At 61.6% G+C, this 13475-nt stretch carries 19 protein-coding genes and 1 tRNA gene; 8 read left to right on the top strand and 12 right to left on the bottom strand.

The window, feature by feature from the left end; translation table 11 throughout:
- The first annotated feature begins 122 nt into the window (after positions 1 to 122).
- From AC629_RS04195 to AC629_RS04165, 7 genes are all read left to right on the top strand, one after another.
- Positions 123 to 1640, top strand: a complete 1518-nt coding sequence (locus tag AC629_RS04195; RefSeq protein ID WP_084803520.1) for a hypothetical protein — start codon at positions 123 to 125, stop codon at positions 1638 to 1640.
- Positions 1637 to 3166 carry a glycosyltransferase family protein gene (locus AC629_RS04190; protein ID WP_084803519.1) on the top strand — a complete coding sequence of 510 codons (1530 nt, stop codon included), beginning with the start codon at positions 1637 to 1639 and terminating at the stop codon, positions 3164 to 3166. The genes AC629_RS04195 and AC629_RS04190 overlap by 4 nt, the downstream gene beginning before the upstream one ends.
- A 293-nt stretch (positions 3167 to 3459) precedes the next feature.
- Positions 3460 to 3545: transfer RNA gene (locus tag AC629_RS04185), tRNA-Leu, on the top strand.
- A 15-nt stretch (positions 3546 to 3560) separates the two neighbouring features.
- Positions 3561 to 3929 (top strand): helix-turn-helix domain-containing protein, encoded by a 369-nt coding sequence (locus AC629_RS04180; RefSeq protein ID WP_168195394.1) that lies wholly within the window; start codon positions 3561 to 3563, stop codon positions 3927 to 3929.
- A 9-nt stretch (positions 3930 to 3938) separates the two neighbouring features.
- Positions 3939 to 4784: a TIGR02391 family protein gene (locus tag AC629_RS04175; protein WP_084803517.1), complete on the top strand. Its 846-nt coding sequence runs from the start codon at positions 3939 to 3941 to the stop codon at positions 4782 to 4784.
- Between the two features lie 8 nt (positions 4785 to 4792).
- Positions 4793 to 5176, top strand: a complete 384-nt coding sequence (locus AC629_RS04170; RefSeq protein WP_084803516.1) for a hypothetical protein — start codon at positions 4793 to 4795, stop codon at positions 5174 to 5176.
- Positions 5177 to 5199: 23 nt separating this feature from the next.
- Positions 5200 to 5709 (top strand): HEPN domain-containing protein, encoded by a 510-nt coding sequence (locus AC629_RS04165; RefSeq protein ID WP_084803515.1) that lies wholly within the window; start codon positions 5200 to 5202, stop codon positions 5707 to 5709.
- On the opposite strand, the gene AC629_RS44875 is transcribed toward AC629_RS04165, so the two are convergent.
- The 12 genes from AC629_RS44875 to AC629_RS04120 all read right to left on the bottom strand — a co-directional run bounded on the left by AC629_RS44875 (position 5698) and on the right by AC629_RS04120 (position 12804).
- On the bottom strand, positions 5698 to 5922 hold the full coding sequence (locus tag AC629_RS44875; RefSeq protein WP_143198897.1) for a hypothetical protein: 225 nt from the start codon (positions 5920 to 5922) through the stop codon (positions 5698 to 5700). The genes AC629_RS04165 and AC629_RS44875 overlap by 12 nt on opposite strands.
- On the bottom strand, positions 5919 to 6122 hold the full coding sequence (locus AC629_RS04160) for a hypothetical protein (protein ID WP_143198896.1): 204 nt from the start codon (positions 6120 to 6122) through the stop codon (positions 5919 to 5921). The genes AC629_RS44875 and AC629_RS04160 overlap by 4 nt, the downstream gene beginning before the upstream one ends.
- On the bottom strand, positions 6115 to 6603 hold the full coding sequence (locus AC629_RS04155; RefSeq protein WP_143198895.1) for a terminase small subunit: 489 nt from the start codon (positions 6601 to 6603) through the stop codon (positions 6115 to 6117). Before AC629_RS04155 ends, AC629_RS04160 begins: the two co-directional genes overlap by 8 nt.
- The gene (locus AC629_RS46525; protein ID WP_168195393.1) at positions 6594 to 6758 is read right to left on the bottom strand and encodes a hypothetical protein; all 165 of its coding nucleotides are present in this window, start codon (positions 6756 to 6758) and stop codon (positions 6594 to 6596) included. Before AC629_RS46525 ends, AC629_RS04155 begins: the two co-directional genes overlap by 10 nt.
- A 119-nt stretch (positions 6759 to 6877) precedes the next feature.
- Positions 6878 to 7216 (bottom strand): hypothetical protein, encoded by a 339-nt coding sequence (locus AC629_RS04150; RefSeq protein ID WP_084803512.1) that lies wholly within the window; start codon positions 7214 to 7216, stop codon positions 6878 to 6880.
- Positions 7213 to 7380, bottom strand: coding sequence for a hypothetical protein (locus AC629_RS46520; protein WP_168195392.1), 168 nt, complete (start codon positions 7378 to 7380; stop codon positions 7213 to 7215). Before AC629_RS46520 ends, AC629_RS04150 begins: the two co-directional genes overlap by 4 nt.
- Positions 7377 to 7556 (bottom strand): ribbon-helix-helix domain-containing protein, encoded by a 180-nt coding sequence (locus tag AC629_RS04145; protein ID WP_084803511.1) that lies wholly within the window; start codon positions 7554 to 7556, stop codon positions 7377 to 7379. Before AC629_RS04145 ends, AC629_RS46520 begins: the two co-directional genes overlap by 4 nt.
- Complete coding sequence (locus AC629_RS04140) at positions 7553 to 8530, bottom strand: hypothetical protein (RefSeq protein WP_084803510.1); 978 nt, start codon at positions 8528 to 8530, stop codon at positions 7553 to 7555. Before AC629_RS04140 ends, AC629_RS04145 begins: the two co-directional genes overlap by 4 nt.
- Before the next feature lie 811 nt (positions 8531 to 9341).
- A complete protein-coding gene (locus AC629_RS04135) occupies positions 9342 to 10895 on the bottom strand; it encodes a DNA primase family protein (RefSeq protein ID WP_168195391.1) in 1554 nt (517 codons plus the stop codon).
- 17 nt (positions 10896 to 10912) lie between these two features.
- Positions 10913 to 11206 carry a hypothetical protein gene (locus AC629_RS04130; RefSeq protein ID WP_084803508.1) on the bottom strand — a complete coding sequence of 98 codons (294 nt, stop codon included), beginning with the start codon at positions 11204 to 11206 and terminating at the stop codon, positions 10913 to 10915.
- Positions 11203 to 11433: a hypothetical protein gene (locus tag AC629_RS04125; RefSeq protein ID WP_084803507.1), complete on the bottom strand. Its 231-nt coding sequence runs from the start codon at positions 11431 to 11433 to the stop codon at positions 11203 to 11205. The genes AC629_RS04130 and AC629_RS04125 overlap by 4 nt, the downstream gene beginning before the upstream one ends.
- A gap of 267 nt (positions 11434 to 11700) precedes the next feature.
- Positions 11701 to 12804 carry a tyrosine-type recombinase/integrase gene (locus AC629_RS04120; protein ID WP_084803506.1) on the bottom strand — a complete coding sequence of 368 codons (1104 nt, stop codon included), beginning with the start codon at positions 12802 to 12804 and terminating at the stop codon, positions 11701 to 11703.
- Positions 12805 to 13104: 300 nt separating this feature from the next.
- On the opposite strand from AC629_RS04120, the gene AC629_RS04115 reads away from it, so the two are divergent.
- The coding region (locus tag AC629_RS04115; RefSeq protein WP_084803555.1) for a PepSY-associated transmembrane domain-containing protein at positions 13105 to 13475 on the top strand (371 nt) is incomplete at its 3' end.

Raw genomic sequence — 13475 nt, 5'->3', positions numbered from 1 at the left:
CGATTGCATCGTCCTAATTTACTCTACTTTAGATAACTTGCCCCTAAGTCAGCGACAAAGCTCGCATCCGGCGACCAGCGGGCGCGCAGAGCCGTCAGGCTCGCTTTGTCGTGAGGGAAGCGATGGATCAGCACCAGGTCTGGCACGAGCCGACATTCGACAAGGTTGCGAACGCAATCGGCCCGTTCTTCCTCAGCTCGGCAATCTATCTGTTCCTGATCTCGTTCATTGGCCTGTTCTACGTTTTGAACGCGCCGGTTCTGCTTGGTCACTACGACCTGGGTTGGCACCTCGGCGCCGGCGATCTCATCCGTGAACGGAACAGTATCCCTCTCCACGACCCCTGGTCATTCACCCACGGCGACAAGACATGGTTCAATCTGTCCTGGCTCTGGGACGCGCTCGCCAGTGCAACGTTTCAATATGCGGGCTTTGGCGGCCTCGTCTTGTTTGCGGTAGTATGTGGCGCGGCGATCGTCGGCACCCTCACGTCCATCTGTCTCGGCTTCGGCGCGTCGCCGATCGCGGTTTGCATCACCGTTTTCCTGGCGTGCCTGCTCTATCCCGCTTACGAAGCGTCGCCGAATACCTATCTCGCGGTGTCGCCGAACACATGCACAATGTTGTTCTGCGTCGTCTTCTACCGTGAATGCCTGAGGCGAACGCGGTGGTTCGTGCTTCCTCTACTGATGGTGCTTTGGGCCAATCTGCACGGCGGCTTCCTGCTCGGGTTTTTCGTGATCGGCGTGTTCTTCTGCGCAGCCTTGCTCCGAGGCGCCTGGGCCGATCTCAGGATCTATGCGCTCGCCGGAATCGGATGTCTCGCTGCGACATTCGTCAATCCGCTCGGCTGGAACATCTACACCGGTGCAGCCGCGACGATGGGGCACTTCGTCCAGGGCAATATTGGCGAGTGGCTGTCCTACTACCACAACATGGAAATGCCGGGCAGCCTTCCCGGCATTCTGTACATGCTCGCCTTCGTCGCGCTCGAGCTGCACTTTCGAAACTCGAAGCCCATCCCGCTCGAACCACGCTTGATGTCCTGGCTGTTCCTGGTCGTGGGGCTCTATCAGTTCAGGTACATCGCGTTCTTCTTCATATTCTCGACCGGACCGTTGGCGCTTCACATCGACCGGTTGCTGCCTGCGCGGTTCACCAATCGCGATGTTCGTGGACCGCTGCTCGCCGCCGGCATCGTCGGTCTGTGCACCCTGCCGATGGGTTACCTGCGCGTTGCGCCTGATCTCGCGCTTCCGGAGATGCTGTCGAGCGAAGACGCCGGCTACCTGCAAAAGCATTTTGCCGGCGCGCGGGTCCTGAACAACTGGAATGTCGGCGGATACCTGATTTTCCGCACTCACGGCACGGTCCCCCTGTTCGTCGACGGCCGCGCCGCGACGTCTTATCCAGACGATCTGCTGCGCGATTATTTCACGCTGGTTAGCTGGGAGGTCGACGAGGCGGCGTGGGACACGGTGCTCGACAAGTACCGGATCGACGCCGTGCTGTGGGTCAAGGCGCACGACCAGCTGCGGCACTTTCTCGTCGAGCAGCGCGGCTGGCGCGAGCAGTACACCGGCGCTTACGAGACTGTTTACGTCAGGCCCGATTTTGCCGGCGAAGCCAAAAAACCATGACAGCCAGCGCCGCAGTTCTGTCCGCCGCCGTCACCGCCCCAGCCGTCAAGGCCAAGAGCTTTGCGGCGCGGTACGGCATCCTCTGTGGAGTGCTGTTGCTGGCTGCGGCCGTGCGGCTGCCGCTCGCCTTCTGGCCGAACATCAACCATGCCGACGAGATCTATCAGTATCTGGAGCCCGCCTGGCGCCTGCTCGGCCATGAGGGAGTCGTCACCTGGGAATGGCGCGACGGCATCCGGAGCTGGTTTTTGCCGACCCTGTTCGCGGGGCCGGTCGCGCTGGGAGACTGGCTTGCGCCGGGCGGGTGGGGCGCCTTCGTCGTGCCGCGCCTGTTAGTCGGACTTGCCTCGCTGTCGATCGTGGTGACGGCCTGGCATTTCGGCGCACGAATCTCGCGGGCGCACGCTATCGTCACAGCGCTGGCTGCCGCTGTCTGGTTCGAGCTGGTCTATTTCGCGCCTCACACGCTGAGCGAACCGCTGGCGACGGCGATCATTTTGCCAGCGGCATTGCTGCTGACGGGGGAACTCTCGCGAAACCGCCTATTCATCGGCGGCGCACTGCTCGCGCTCGCTTTTGTCTGGCGCTTTCAATATGCGCCGGCCTGTGCGGTGTTCGTGCTCGGCGCGTGCTGGAGGGATTTGCGAAACGCGCTTCCGCTGATTGGCGGAGGATGCGTCGCTCTGGCGATCGCGGCTGGCATCGACGTTGCGCACGGCTCGACGCCGTTCGCGTGGCTCGTCCAAAACATTCAGCAGAATCTCTTACATGACCGCGCATCGGAATTCGGTGTCGCGCCGGCGTTCGCTTACGTCCTTCTGACTTCAATTCTGTGGTCGGGCGCGACGCTGCTGATGTTTCTGGCGCTCTGGCGTGGCTGGCGGCATGCCCCTCTGCTGATCGTCGCGGCGGTCGTGAATGTCGCGTTTCACAGCATGATCGTGCACAAGGAATACCGCTTCATCTTCCTGTCGATCGTGTTGCTGATCATCGCTGCGGGGCTTGGCTCCGGCGATTGGGTCCAGATGATGCGCCGGCAACGCGCTTGGCGCGTCTCGGCGCTTCCTGTTGTTTGCGCGGGCTGGGTGCTGCTGTCGCTCGGATTGTCAGGCGCAACCTACATCATGCGCGACAATTGGATGCGGGGCACGGGCGAGGCCCGGTTGGCGGCGGAACTCGACGCCGATCCGGACCTCTGCGGCCTGGCCCTGTACGGCATGCACGACCCCTTCTTATCCGGGCGCGGGCAACTTGCCGTCGGCCGTCCCGTCTATTCCTTTTATCCGGCCGACCCTCTGGCCAAGGGGCAGCTGCCGGCTCTGGTGAAACAGCACGAACGCGGCTTCAACCGCATCATCGGCCCTTTGAGCCTGGCGAGCGAATTGCCGGCCAATTTTTCGCAACGAAACTGTGCACTGACGAGCCATGAAATAACGGCCTGTGTCTTCGTGCGACACGGCGTTTGCGATGTGGCTGCGGCCAGCCCCTTTGGAATCAACGCCGTACTCGTGCGCCTCAATTACTAGCCGTGGGCGCAGGCCTGCTACTAGCCGTGGGCGCAGGCCTGCGTCTTGGAGCCCGTCGCAGCGGGTCGGTGTCAGCTCTCGTGGTGCGGGCAGCCGGGGTCGAACCGGCACAGCGCTTGCGCACCGAGGGATTTTAAGTCTAGGCCCAGCACAAAGCATCAACATGTAACGCATAGCAACGCGTTGATTTCATTAATCTATCTTCACGCAGGTTCACGCTCGTGTCGCTGGCTTGTGGTCGTTTGCGATCCGGGTTACGCACGAATTACACACGCCGCTATACTCGCGGCGCTGCCTGGGTGGCGAAATTGGTAGACGCAAGGCACTTAAAATGCCTCGGCCACAAGCCGTACGGGTTCGAGCCCCGTCCCGGGCACCATCAATCACGCGCCTGATGTCCAACCGCCACGCCCGCGAGCGCGCGATAGTCGCCGCCGCCATGCTGGACGTAATCCGCGAGCTAGGGGAGGCCTACCTTCGCACGGCACGATTCGGCACTCACGCGGATGAAATCGCGCTGCTCATGGCGGTGTTCATTGGCACGGCTGAAGCGCGTCCGATGACAGCGAGCAAGATCGCCGAACATGCGGGCGTGCCGCGCCCCAGTGCGGTCAGGAAGCTGGACAGGCTGGCGAAGCGTGGTGTCGTGGAGAAGATTGGTCGGCGCTACGTGCTGCCAGCAAGCGTCGCGAACAGCGCGCCAGCGATGCGTGCGGCGACCGAGGCACGGAAGCGAATCCGCCGTGCCGCTGCTGCTCTATAGGGGGACCCAATGGACTCGATGCGCGTAGGGCAATTTCTCCAGGCACTGGAGGAGTTCCGTGAAAATCTGATTGCACACCGTAAGCTGTGGGGCGACTCGCTAAGTCAACCCATCCCAAGCTATCCGGTCCGCAACGTTGACGCGTTGGAAAAGCAGAGTCAGTGGCTAACGCGGCGGCTCGGAGCATTGAGGCCCTACATCGAGCGTTTCGAAACTGGATGGACGATGGGGCACCAGGCCACCGGCAGTGTTTGGGACGCTCTTGATGCGGCTGTTGGGCTTAGCCAAGTGTCGCAGATCAAGGGGCCATCTCTTCGGGCAGTGGTGGATAGGCTGAACGCCGTTGCCGGCAGGCTGGAGGCGCTGGACCAGGACGACGTTATTCCGGCGGATCGCGCAGTGCCGATGAAATCCGGCATGCCGGCTGACCGTATCGTGCTGGCGTACTTAAGCCATCTTCACCCATACATCGCCAAGGGCTGCACGAAGCTGTTTGTGGACGAGCACTATGCCCAGGCCGTGGAGGAATCAGCGAAAGCAGTTTTCCAGTATCTCCGAGAAGCCTCTGGCTTGACGTTGGACGGCGCAAAGCTTGGGCAGCAGGCGTTCAGCCTGAAGGCACCAATTTTGGCCTTCAGCGACCTGTCCGATGAAACCAAACGGAACGAGCAGCTTGGGTTCATGGAAATGCTTGCCGCATACGCAAAGGGTGTCCGCAACCCGCTCGCGCATACTCACGGCAAGCTAGAGGAAGCACAAAAAGCGTTCGAGTACCTTTGCATGGCTTCGCTTTTCTGTCGGCGCATTGATGATGCTTCGCCAAAGCCAACTGCCGCGGCCAGCGCAAACCCTTAAGGCTGGCGATGCCCATTGACCCGAACACTTTGGCAGAGGCGCGGGCGTTGGTAGCCAATGCCGGCATGGCGGACTTCGTGCCAGCCGGTGCAGCGCCTTCGAGTACCGGCGGCGAACCGATAGCGATTGCCCTGATTGACCCGGTAGTGCGCAGCCCCGGCACGCCGAACTTCGACAAGCCCGACCCCGACAGGCCCGGCGTGATACGTAGCGCCAGCATCCTGGCAGCGATTTGCGATGGCACGCCACTGCCGCCAGTTCTTCTGTTCCAGCGTGCTGGCGAGCAGCGCTACGAATTGCGGGAGGGATTCCACCGCTTCCATTTGTTCGCCGCACTCGGTTACACGCACGTGCCTGCCACCGTGACTGACTGGAAGCCTGGCGAGTACTAGGCTGGCAGAGACAAGGGGACTTTATGACGCCACTTCGCCACGAACTGATGCTCCAGGAGGCCGACACACGCCTCCAAGCCGCCGACAAGCTTCGACAGGCCGGGGACGAGTCAGACTCTGCCTATCTACTGCGGCTGCTTGCCTTTGAGTTGCTGTTGAAGGCCGCTTTAGAGAAAGCCACTGGAAAATCGGGCACGCATCATAGATATCACGATCTTTTCGCGCAGCTACCTTCAACCGTGCAAGAACGCTTGCTGAGCGTTGCCAGCGAGCGAATTGGACCTTCAGCGCTCACGTCCGATCCTTCCGGTGTGCTGAAAGACCTCGGCTCAAACTTCATCGCGCTGCGGTATCCATACGAAAAGTACGGGCACATGACCCGATCCGAATACGAGCAAGCGGGAGCGGCATGGGTCGAAAGCGGCGCAGAAGTTGCGAGCGCTGATTATCGATATCACCCTGAGGAACTGTTCGGGCTCACATTTGCCTTGCAGCAGCATTTGGATGCCGCGCATGCGCCGCTAGGCCGCTAGGCTATCCGCCAGGTCGCCTTCGCCAGCGGCACGCAACGCCGCTATGGCGAGCAGGCGCGCATGGCGACGGCGCTCCACCAGGTCGCGGTCGCGATGCTCGATGCCGACGCGCGGCAGCAGCATGTCCACGCACCCAGCCCACGACTCGGCGTCGTTATTGGGAATCCATCGCTCCACGTGCAGCGAACGGTTCCTGTCGCGAGGATCAATCACGCCTGGCGCTCCAGGTCTTGCGCCAGCTCCAGCGCACGCATTGCCAGGTCGTCTCGGCCACCGCGCACGGCCAGCTCGATCACCTGGCGCGCGAGGACGGCACCGCTCTCCAGACTGTCGGCGCGCTCGCGCATGGTTTCATGCGGAGCCTTGAGGAATACCAGTGATTGCTTGGCGGCGGCTTTCAATTGTTTATTCATGGTCGTCGTTGTCTTCATCGCCGATGTTGATTTCGGCCGCAGCACCGCGCATCAGGCCGTCGTAAATCTCATCCCGCAGCAAGTCTTTAATGCGGCGTTCGTCCTTCTCACCCACGATCCGGTTAGCCACGCGCGCGGGGATGGTGGTCATAACCTGGCGGATCATGGCGAATTTGGTCTCCCACACGCGCTCTATCTCAGCGATTGGTGCTACCTCGCCCTTCGCCTTTGCCACCTCCAGCTCGGCACGCTCGGCATCGGCGGCGACCTTTCGCGTACGCTGGCGCTGGAGTTCGGAGCCAGAGCCAGCGGCATCCTCCAGGAGCGCGCGAATCGATGCGCCGAGCGGATACTTGTTCTGGCCGATGCGCTCCAGGCGACCGTCCTCGGCGAGCTGTCGGATGCGACGCGCACTCACGCCGGCCAGCGATGCAAGCACTGCGTCGCTGACGGTCATATCCTTGTCGATGGTCACAGGCACGAGCGGAGCTGATCCATGATGGGCGCGTTAGCGTCCAGGCGAACCGCGCCGAGCGGTTTCTTGCAGCGCTTGGCAAGCTTGCGGCGCTTTTTGCTTGTAGGTGGCGCGTCGGCGGGGGTTGCCTTGTTTGAAAGCAGCTTTCGAATGATGTTCATGGGGTCGTGTTTGAACCTTCGGGAGATATGCCCCTATTTTCAGCGGGGGATTCGCCGGGCAGTGGACCCACGTTGCTGCCGCGTGTCGCGTGATTAACCCCACGCGCCGGGCTCATGTTCTATTCGGTCACTCGAAGCGGCTTCCAGTCGCGCCACTTCGGCCGATCTGCGCGCGCACTACCCTGCATCATGGCCCGCTTTGCGACGGTGCTGTCCAGGTAGCGCGCGGCCCGCGCATACTGGTTATCGGTCAGCCCAGGGAACGCGGCGCGGATGGCGTCGATGCTGCCCTGCTTCGAGTAGTAGAAGGGCGTGAACCCCCACAGGTTGACGAGCGTCTTTTCGGCGTCGTCTCGGAAAATCACCCCGCACATCTCAATCGCGGTCGCCACCTCATCAGGCAGCACCGCCTCTGGCGTCGTGACAGCTTTCTTACGCTGGAACAGGCGACGGATCATGCGTCCTCCCCACCGAACTCCAGGCCCAGCGTTAGCAGCACCTCGATCACATCGCTGGTGGTTACCGGCGTGTCCTCGCGCACTTCAGCGGCGGCGCGTTCGCGCTCGATCCGATCAAGGATGTGGCCTGGCAGCGAAACGTACACTTTCCGGCGCGCGCTCACTTGTTCACCTCAGCTTCCAGCGTGGGGAGGCCGCGCTGAATGGCCGCCTCCATCACTTGCGAGCGGCTAAGCTGGCAGCCAGCGCGTTCGCTCATCTGAAGCACTGCGTTGTCAAGACGCTCCAGCAGCTCGGAGGGCAGCGTGCCGTTCACCTTTTCGCGGGGTTGCTTGCTCATGCTGCCACCCAAAAGTCAGTCGGCGTGGACACCACCGCCTGCGCGTTGCAGAAAACGGAAATCTCGGTGTCGCCGTTGTTGTTGATGCGGTGGGCATGCACGGCCAGCTCGGGGCGGATCGCGACGGCGGTGCGCGTGAATCGGCCGATGACCGTCTGGGTTGCGGCTGCGGTCAGCTCGGCCATGATGCCGTTCGCGCGCAGAACGCCGTCCTGGCCGACTACGGCGCCAGTGCCGGCGGCGCCGACCAGGGCGCGCAGTTCGTCGAATTTCGCGAATCGTGCCGAGGCGGCGCCGAGAGAAAACGCAGCGGGGGTTGCCGCCAGGATGGCCTGGAGCACCAGGTTATCGGCCAGCTCGCCCAGGCCCTTCAGCACGCCGATCATGATCGCGGCGCGCAGGCCGTCGCCACCGATGGAGCGTCGGTCGGCACGGGTGATTTTCGTCCTGAATGCGTAGCTTGGGCAGTTCGTCCAGTTGAACAGGGCGTCATGCGTCGGGTGCGGCGAAGTGGTCGCATCAGCGCCATCGGCCACCAGGGCGAACGGGGCCGGATCGACACTGCGCAGCAGCGCGTCCTGGTGGAACATCACCTGGATGCCGTCGCGGACTTCTGCCGGTGCCACCTGCGCGACCAGGATGCGAGCGCCAGCGCGAACGACGGACGAATTGGCGCGCAGGATTGCCATCGGGTCCAGCTCTACCGTGTCGGCAGCCGGAACGGTTACGTGCGGGACATCGAACGTATGGCCGTGGTCAACCTCGGGGGTGACCAGGCCAAGCAGGTAGGCCGTCTCGCTGTCGATCACGAGAGAGCGCCCCAAGTCGAGCATGGTCGATGCAGCGGCGTTCTGGGGGATGAGGCGCGGTTCGTCGAAGCCAGGCGTCCACTTCTCTTGGAAGGGCGAGGCGTTACGGGCCTGTTCGTCGACGACGGCGAGAGGGTTCTGCTGCGGGATGCGGGGCTTGGTCATGTGCTCAGTGGTCTTTGCGGATTCGCGCGGTATGCGCGTCTTTGTGAGGAATTGTCCTTGGCTCGCGGCGCAATTTCCTCGTGCTGCTTTTCCGCTCGCCTTGCTGAAGTTTCGGCAAGCCACGGAGAAAGTTCCTCGTGCTGGATGTCCGCGCCCCGCATCACGCGTGTGAAGCACCGCAAGGCCGCGCAGAACGCGCTACAAGCGCCTCCGCGCTTTCGGCTATGCGTTGATCGAATGCACAGCGCGAGCGCCGTGTGGCCGCGCCTGGCAGCGTGGAAGTGAAAATTTCGGCGCATCCACATTTGAAAGCTCGGGGTCGTGCCCGGCCGCAGGCACCTACCCCATCAGGAAGGACCCACGATCATCGCCCCGCCAAGCCACCACTGCCGCGTGGGTGGTCGGTCATGGTCGTGGTGGTTAGAGCGAGAGCGCCCCAGGTAGAAGCATGGCGTGGCATCAATACACGAGCAAAACCGGTCTGCACGACTTGCACGACTTCAGAGCCGTTTTACGGGAAGTCTTCCCATGAAATGAATTTGAAGAAACTTTGCCAAAAACGGCTTCAAACCCGTGCAAGTCGTGCAGACCTACTTGCCCACAAAAAACCCGCCTCGATGGCGGGTTTCTTGTTGCTCGCAGCTCAGCAGTTTACTGCTGGCCTTGAGCAAAGGTGTCGAACGTGCATCGGGTGGTGTTAAAGCTGCCGGTGCTGTTTTGCTTCAACAGCACTTGCAGCGAACAGGACAATTCAACCGTGGTCGCAGTGCTTGCCACCTGGTGACTGGTCTGCGTAAGCCTGGCATACTGATTAGAATGGGCAGCTATCGCTTTTGAGGCGCATGCCTTTGTAAATGCGCGGGCGGCCAGCAGTGTTTGCCTGTCCAGACGTTATCCCACGCTCATCCAGCATTCGCGTTAGCGTGGTCTTTGTCTTCGGGTCCAGACCGTCGCGACGGCACCAATCGACATAGGACGCATAGGCGGCGTCCTTTGTGCACGTTGTACCTGGGGCGATTTCCGCTTCCTCGTCCAGCCACTGGCCGACAAGGTCGGACTCAGCACGGTACGCTGCGCTGGCAGCCTCAACGCGCCTGGCGGGACGCAGCCCGTTCCGCTGGTACTCCGCGTAACCGGCCACCAACCACGCCAAAATTCCTTCGCGCTCTGAAAGAAGACGTTCTTCCAGTCGCTTGTCTTGCTCGTCAGGTGAGAAATTGCGTTCGAACGGTATCAACGCGATACGGCGCCAGATGCCTTCGTCGTTGTCTGTGATGATGGGTTTGTGATTGCCGCGAACCCATAGCTTGTGCGTTGGCGTGAAATTGAACAGGTCTTTGTACAGGTGGCGCGCCGCAATCGCTTCGGTGGAGGTCACTTCCTTCACCGTCTGTGCACTGAGTTTCGATCCTGCCTCAACCTCGTTAGCCAGCGCCATCCGCAAACCCTGGAGGCTGGCTTTTACCGGGGATGCGCCTTCCTTGTCGTCGTTCTTCGACGTAGCCAGAAAGCTGGTAGGCACACTGCCAACGAACGGCCCCAGCACGGAACGCAGCACGTTCACCAGCACGCTCTTGCCGTTCGCGCCGCGTCCCAGCATGAAGAAAATCTTTTCTTCGTTTACGCGCCCGCTAAGCGTGTACGCGAGCGCGCGGCGCAGGTAGTCAACCCAATCGGCGTCGTGACAACTGATTTCGTCCAGGAACCTAAGCCACTGCGGAGCCTGCGCGTCGGGCTTGTACTCAACGGGTGACTGCCTAACCATCCGCAGGTCAGGGTTATGCGGGCGCAGCTCGCCGCTAGGCAAGTGGATGACGCCATTAGCCACATTCAGCAGGTCAGGGTCCTGATCGAATTCGGACGGCCTAGCTGCCAGCCTCCGGTCCGAGCGTGCCAACTGAAGAGCAGCGCTAACGCCAGCGGCTGACATGGCACGTTTCGCCAGCCGGATCATACGTCCGGCTGCGTCTGCGTCGCTCGCGGCGCTGCCAAGCGCATCCCTAAGGATTGCAGGCCCGATTACTTTCGCGATTTCGGTTTCCTCGCCAGTGGCGCATGCTTCCCACCTACCGTCGATGTAGACGCGCCAGCCCTTGCCGCCGTGCTCGTGCAAGAATGAGCCAGCCATGCGATCCGCCAGCAGCATCGAAATGCGAACGTCGGAATCAACGGTTTCATCGTCAAGCGCCGCGTCTTCGTCGCGCGCATGTTCGTCAGCAGGCTTCGGATCAGGATTTTGGCGGAGCGGCTTCGGCTTCGCCATAGCCTCGACAGGCTGTGCTGCCTGGCGCTCAACACGCGCGACTGGCAGCGGCTTGCCGCCAATGGCACGCTCCGCAGCCTGAAGCGCCCAGACCTCATCCATGGTAAGCAGCCGTCGCGTCATTCGGTTGCGCCGGCCTTACGCTTGGACGGTGGAACCCAGCCGATAGACAGCAGCGTTTGGGTGATGCCTTCGCGCGTGAAAACGATACCCTCGCGCGTCCCAAGCATGGTTTTCAGGACCATGTCGCCGGCCTGTTCTTTGGTGACGCGGGAATCCATCATGCGCTGAAGCATGCTGAGCACTTCGTGGTCGACGCGCTTTTGATTTTCTTCCAGCACGTCATGGAGAAAGTCCACGTTAGCGCGCTCCCATGCGAGGAAGTCCCTGGCCGTAAGAAGGCGGCGGCTCATCGCACAATCTCCGCAGCGGCACCGGCATTTTCAGCGAGCCACTGCTGATAACGCTTTTCGCTGATGAGCACCCGCTTGCCGATCCGAACAACGGCCATCGAAAGCCCGTTGCTGTCACGGTTGCGGAGTTGATACCGCAACGTCATCTGGGAAAGAATCTTGGGCCACCGCGCTGCCATTTGCTCAACGGTGAACAGGTCCGACAGTTCGATTTGATTAGTGTCCACGTCTCGAATCCATCAAGGTTTGTTGTGATGGATCGAATTATGCGAATGCAATTTCCGCTGCCCAGTACCGCTTATGTGAATGGGTTACGCGCGTACATGAGCGCGATTGAGCGAACGTTCGCGGCGATGAATCATCGTGAATGTCGGTTATGTCAGCCGGCTGAACGTTTTATAAATAGACGTCCAAACTTATCGCGCCGAGACAAACAAAAACGCCGCCTGACGGGCGGCGCTGCGTTATCTATGGCGTGATGGGTCAACTACGCTTCACCCTTTTCCAAGCGTTCGCTCGGCCAGGTCAACGGCGTCGTCGGTGTCCAGGTGCACATACTTCTGCAATGCTGCCAGCGTCTTGTGGCCGGTGACGTTGCGAACCTTCGCGATGTTCTTCTCCGCGCGGATTAGGCGCGTCGCGGTGGTGTGGCGCGTGGTGTGAAGCACAACCTGGTCGAGCGGGTCTTCGCGATCCTGCCAGAGCCCCGCGCGCTGGCGGACGGCCTTCCACAGGCTGGCGATGTTCTTCGGCTTCTCCGGGTGTAGAGGGTCATAGAACACGTAACTGCTCGCAAGCTGGCGAACCTTGCTCGCATCAGCCAGCGCTGCCTTCACGTCGCTCACCAGTGGCAGCGCACGCGATTCGTCGTTCTTGGTGTCGTGGAGCCAACCCACGGAGCGCGCCAGGTCAATGTCCTGCCAGCGCAAGCCCAACACCTCGCTTTTCCGCGCGCCCGTGGTCAGGCACATACGCAGGAACAGCCGCATCATCCGCCAGGATGAAGCCTCGGCGGCGGCGTACAGGCGCTGTTCTTCGTCTGCCGTAAGGATGCGGCGACGGCCCTTCGATTCCTTCTCTTTGCGAACCTGGCCGGCCTTCATCGGGTGGTGGTCGATGATGCCTCGCGCGACGGCGAAGTTCATCACGCTGGACAGGCTGGCGAGATACCTGTTCACCGCCGCAGGGGTCAGCGTCTTGCCGGTTTCCTTCGCGCCGCCAAATGCGTGACGCCGAGCCTGCTGTGTCACTAGCTTGGCCTTGCATGCGTTAATGGCGCCGCGCGTAACCTCGCCCGTTTTCATGGCGCCAAGCTCAGCCCGCCAAAAGTCGATATGGGCAGGGGTCCAGTACCTGGTGCCCTTGATCGGTGGTGCAAGGACGAACGTGTCAAGCAGGGCCGAAAACGTGGGGCCGGTGGCCGCGCCCATCGCCGCCAGCGCCGCCTCGGATTCGTTGTTGCGTATCCAATCTCTGGCCGCCGTCTTGGTGGCAAACACCTTCGACTGACCTACCGACTTGCCATTGATTTTCCGGCGGATGAAGGCGCGGTATGTCGTCTTGCCTTCAGGTGTTTTGCGCGTCGTGATCGAACCCATGGTGCCCCCAGGTGTGCAGTTTGGCCGGGTTACGCACATTTACACACTGTGCCTTGTAACCCGTTGCAAATACTACACCCACAGGAGATTTTAAGTCCCTTGCGTCTACCAATTCCGCCATGCCCGCTTGATCCAACGAGATCAAACACTTAAGTCCCTGTCCGACCGTCTGGGCTGGGGGCCTCGCGGGCCGGATGGGTGGTTCTTCCTTAAGTGAGCCGGCCGCATAAGGCAAAGCCTCAATCCGGACATCTGTTGTTGCTTTAGGCATTCTCAATCCACGGGGACTATTCATCCGGCATGGCTGCTTCGCTTTCCCACCGCCTGCGCGTCTTTGGCGCGCTGCTCGCGCCGTTTGCGGCTGGAGTCGCGCTGTCCGGCTGCGCCGGCATGAGCGAAACGATCGCTCCGGCCTTCGCCGATCCCGGCAAATACGAACTGTACGACTGCAAGCAGCTCGAGGCCGAGCGCAAGGCGCTCACCGCCCGCACTGCGGATTTGCAGAGGCTGATGGACAAGGCGGAGACCGGGGCGGGGGGCGCTGTCGTGGCCGAGCTCGCCTATCGCAATGACTACATCGCGGTGCGCGGGCAGTCGCAGCTCGTCGACGACGCCTGGCGCCGCAACAGGTGTCGGGAAACGCCGCCGGAGGCGGCACCGCCCGCCGCGCC

The organism is Bradyrhizobium sp. NAS80.1 (assembly GCF_001908205.1).
In the GTDB taxonomy this organism is placed as follows: Bacteria; Pseudomonadota; Alphaproteobacteria; order Rhizobiales; family Xanthobacteraceae; genus Bradyrhizobium.
Note: the sequence above shows the minus strand (reverse complement) of the source record. Positions and strands in the feature narration are given on the sequence as shown.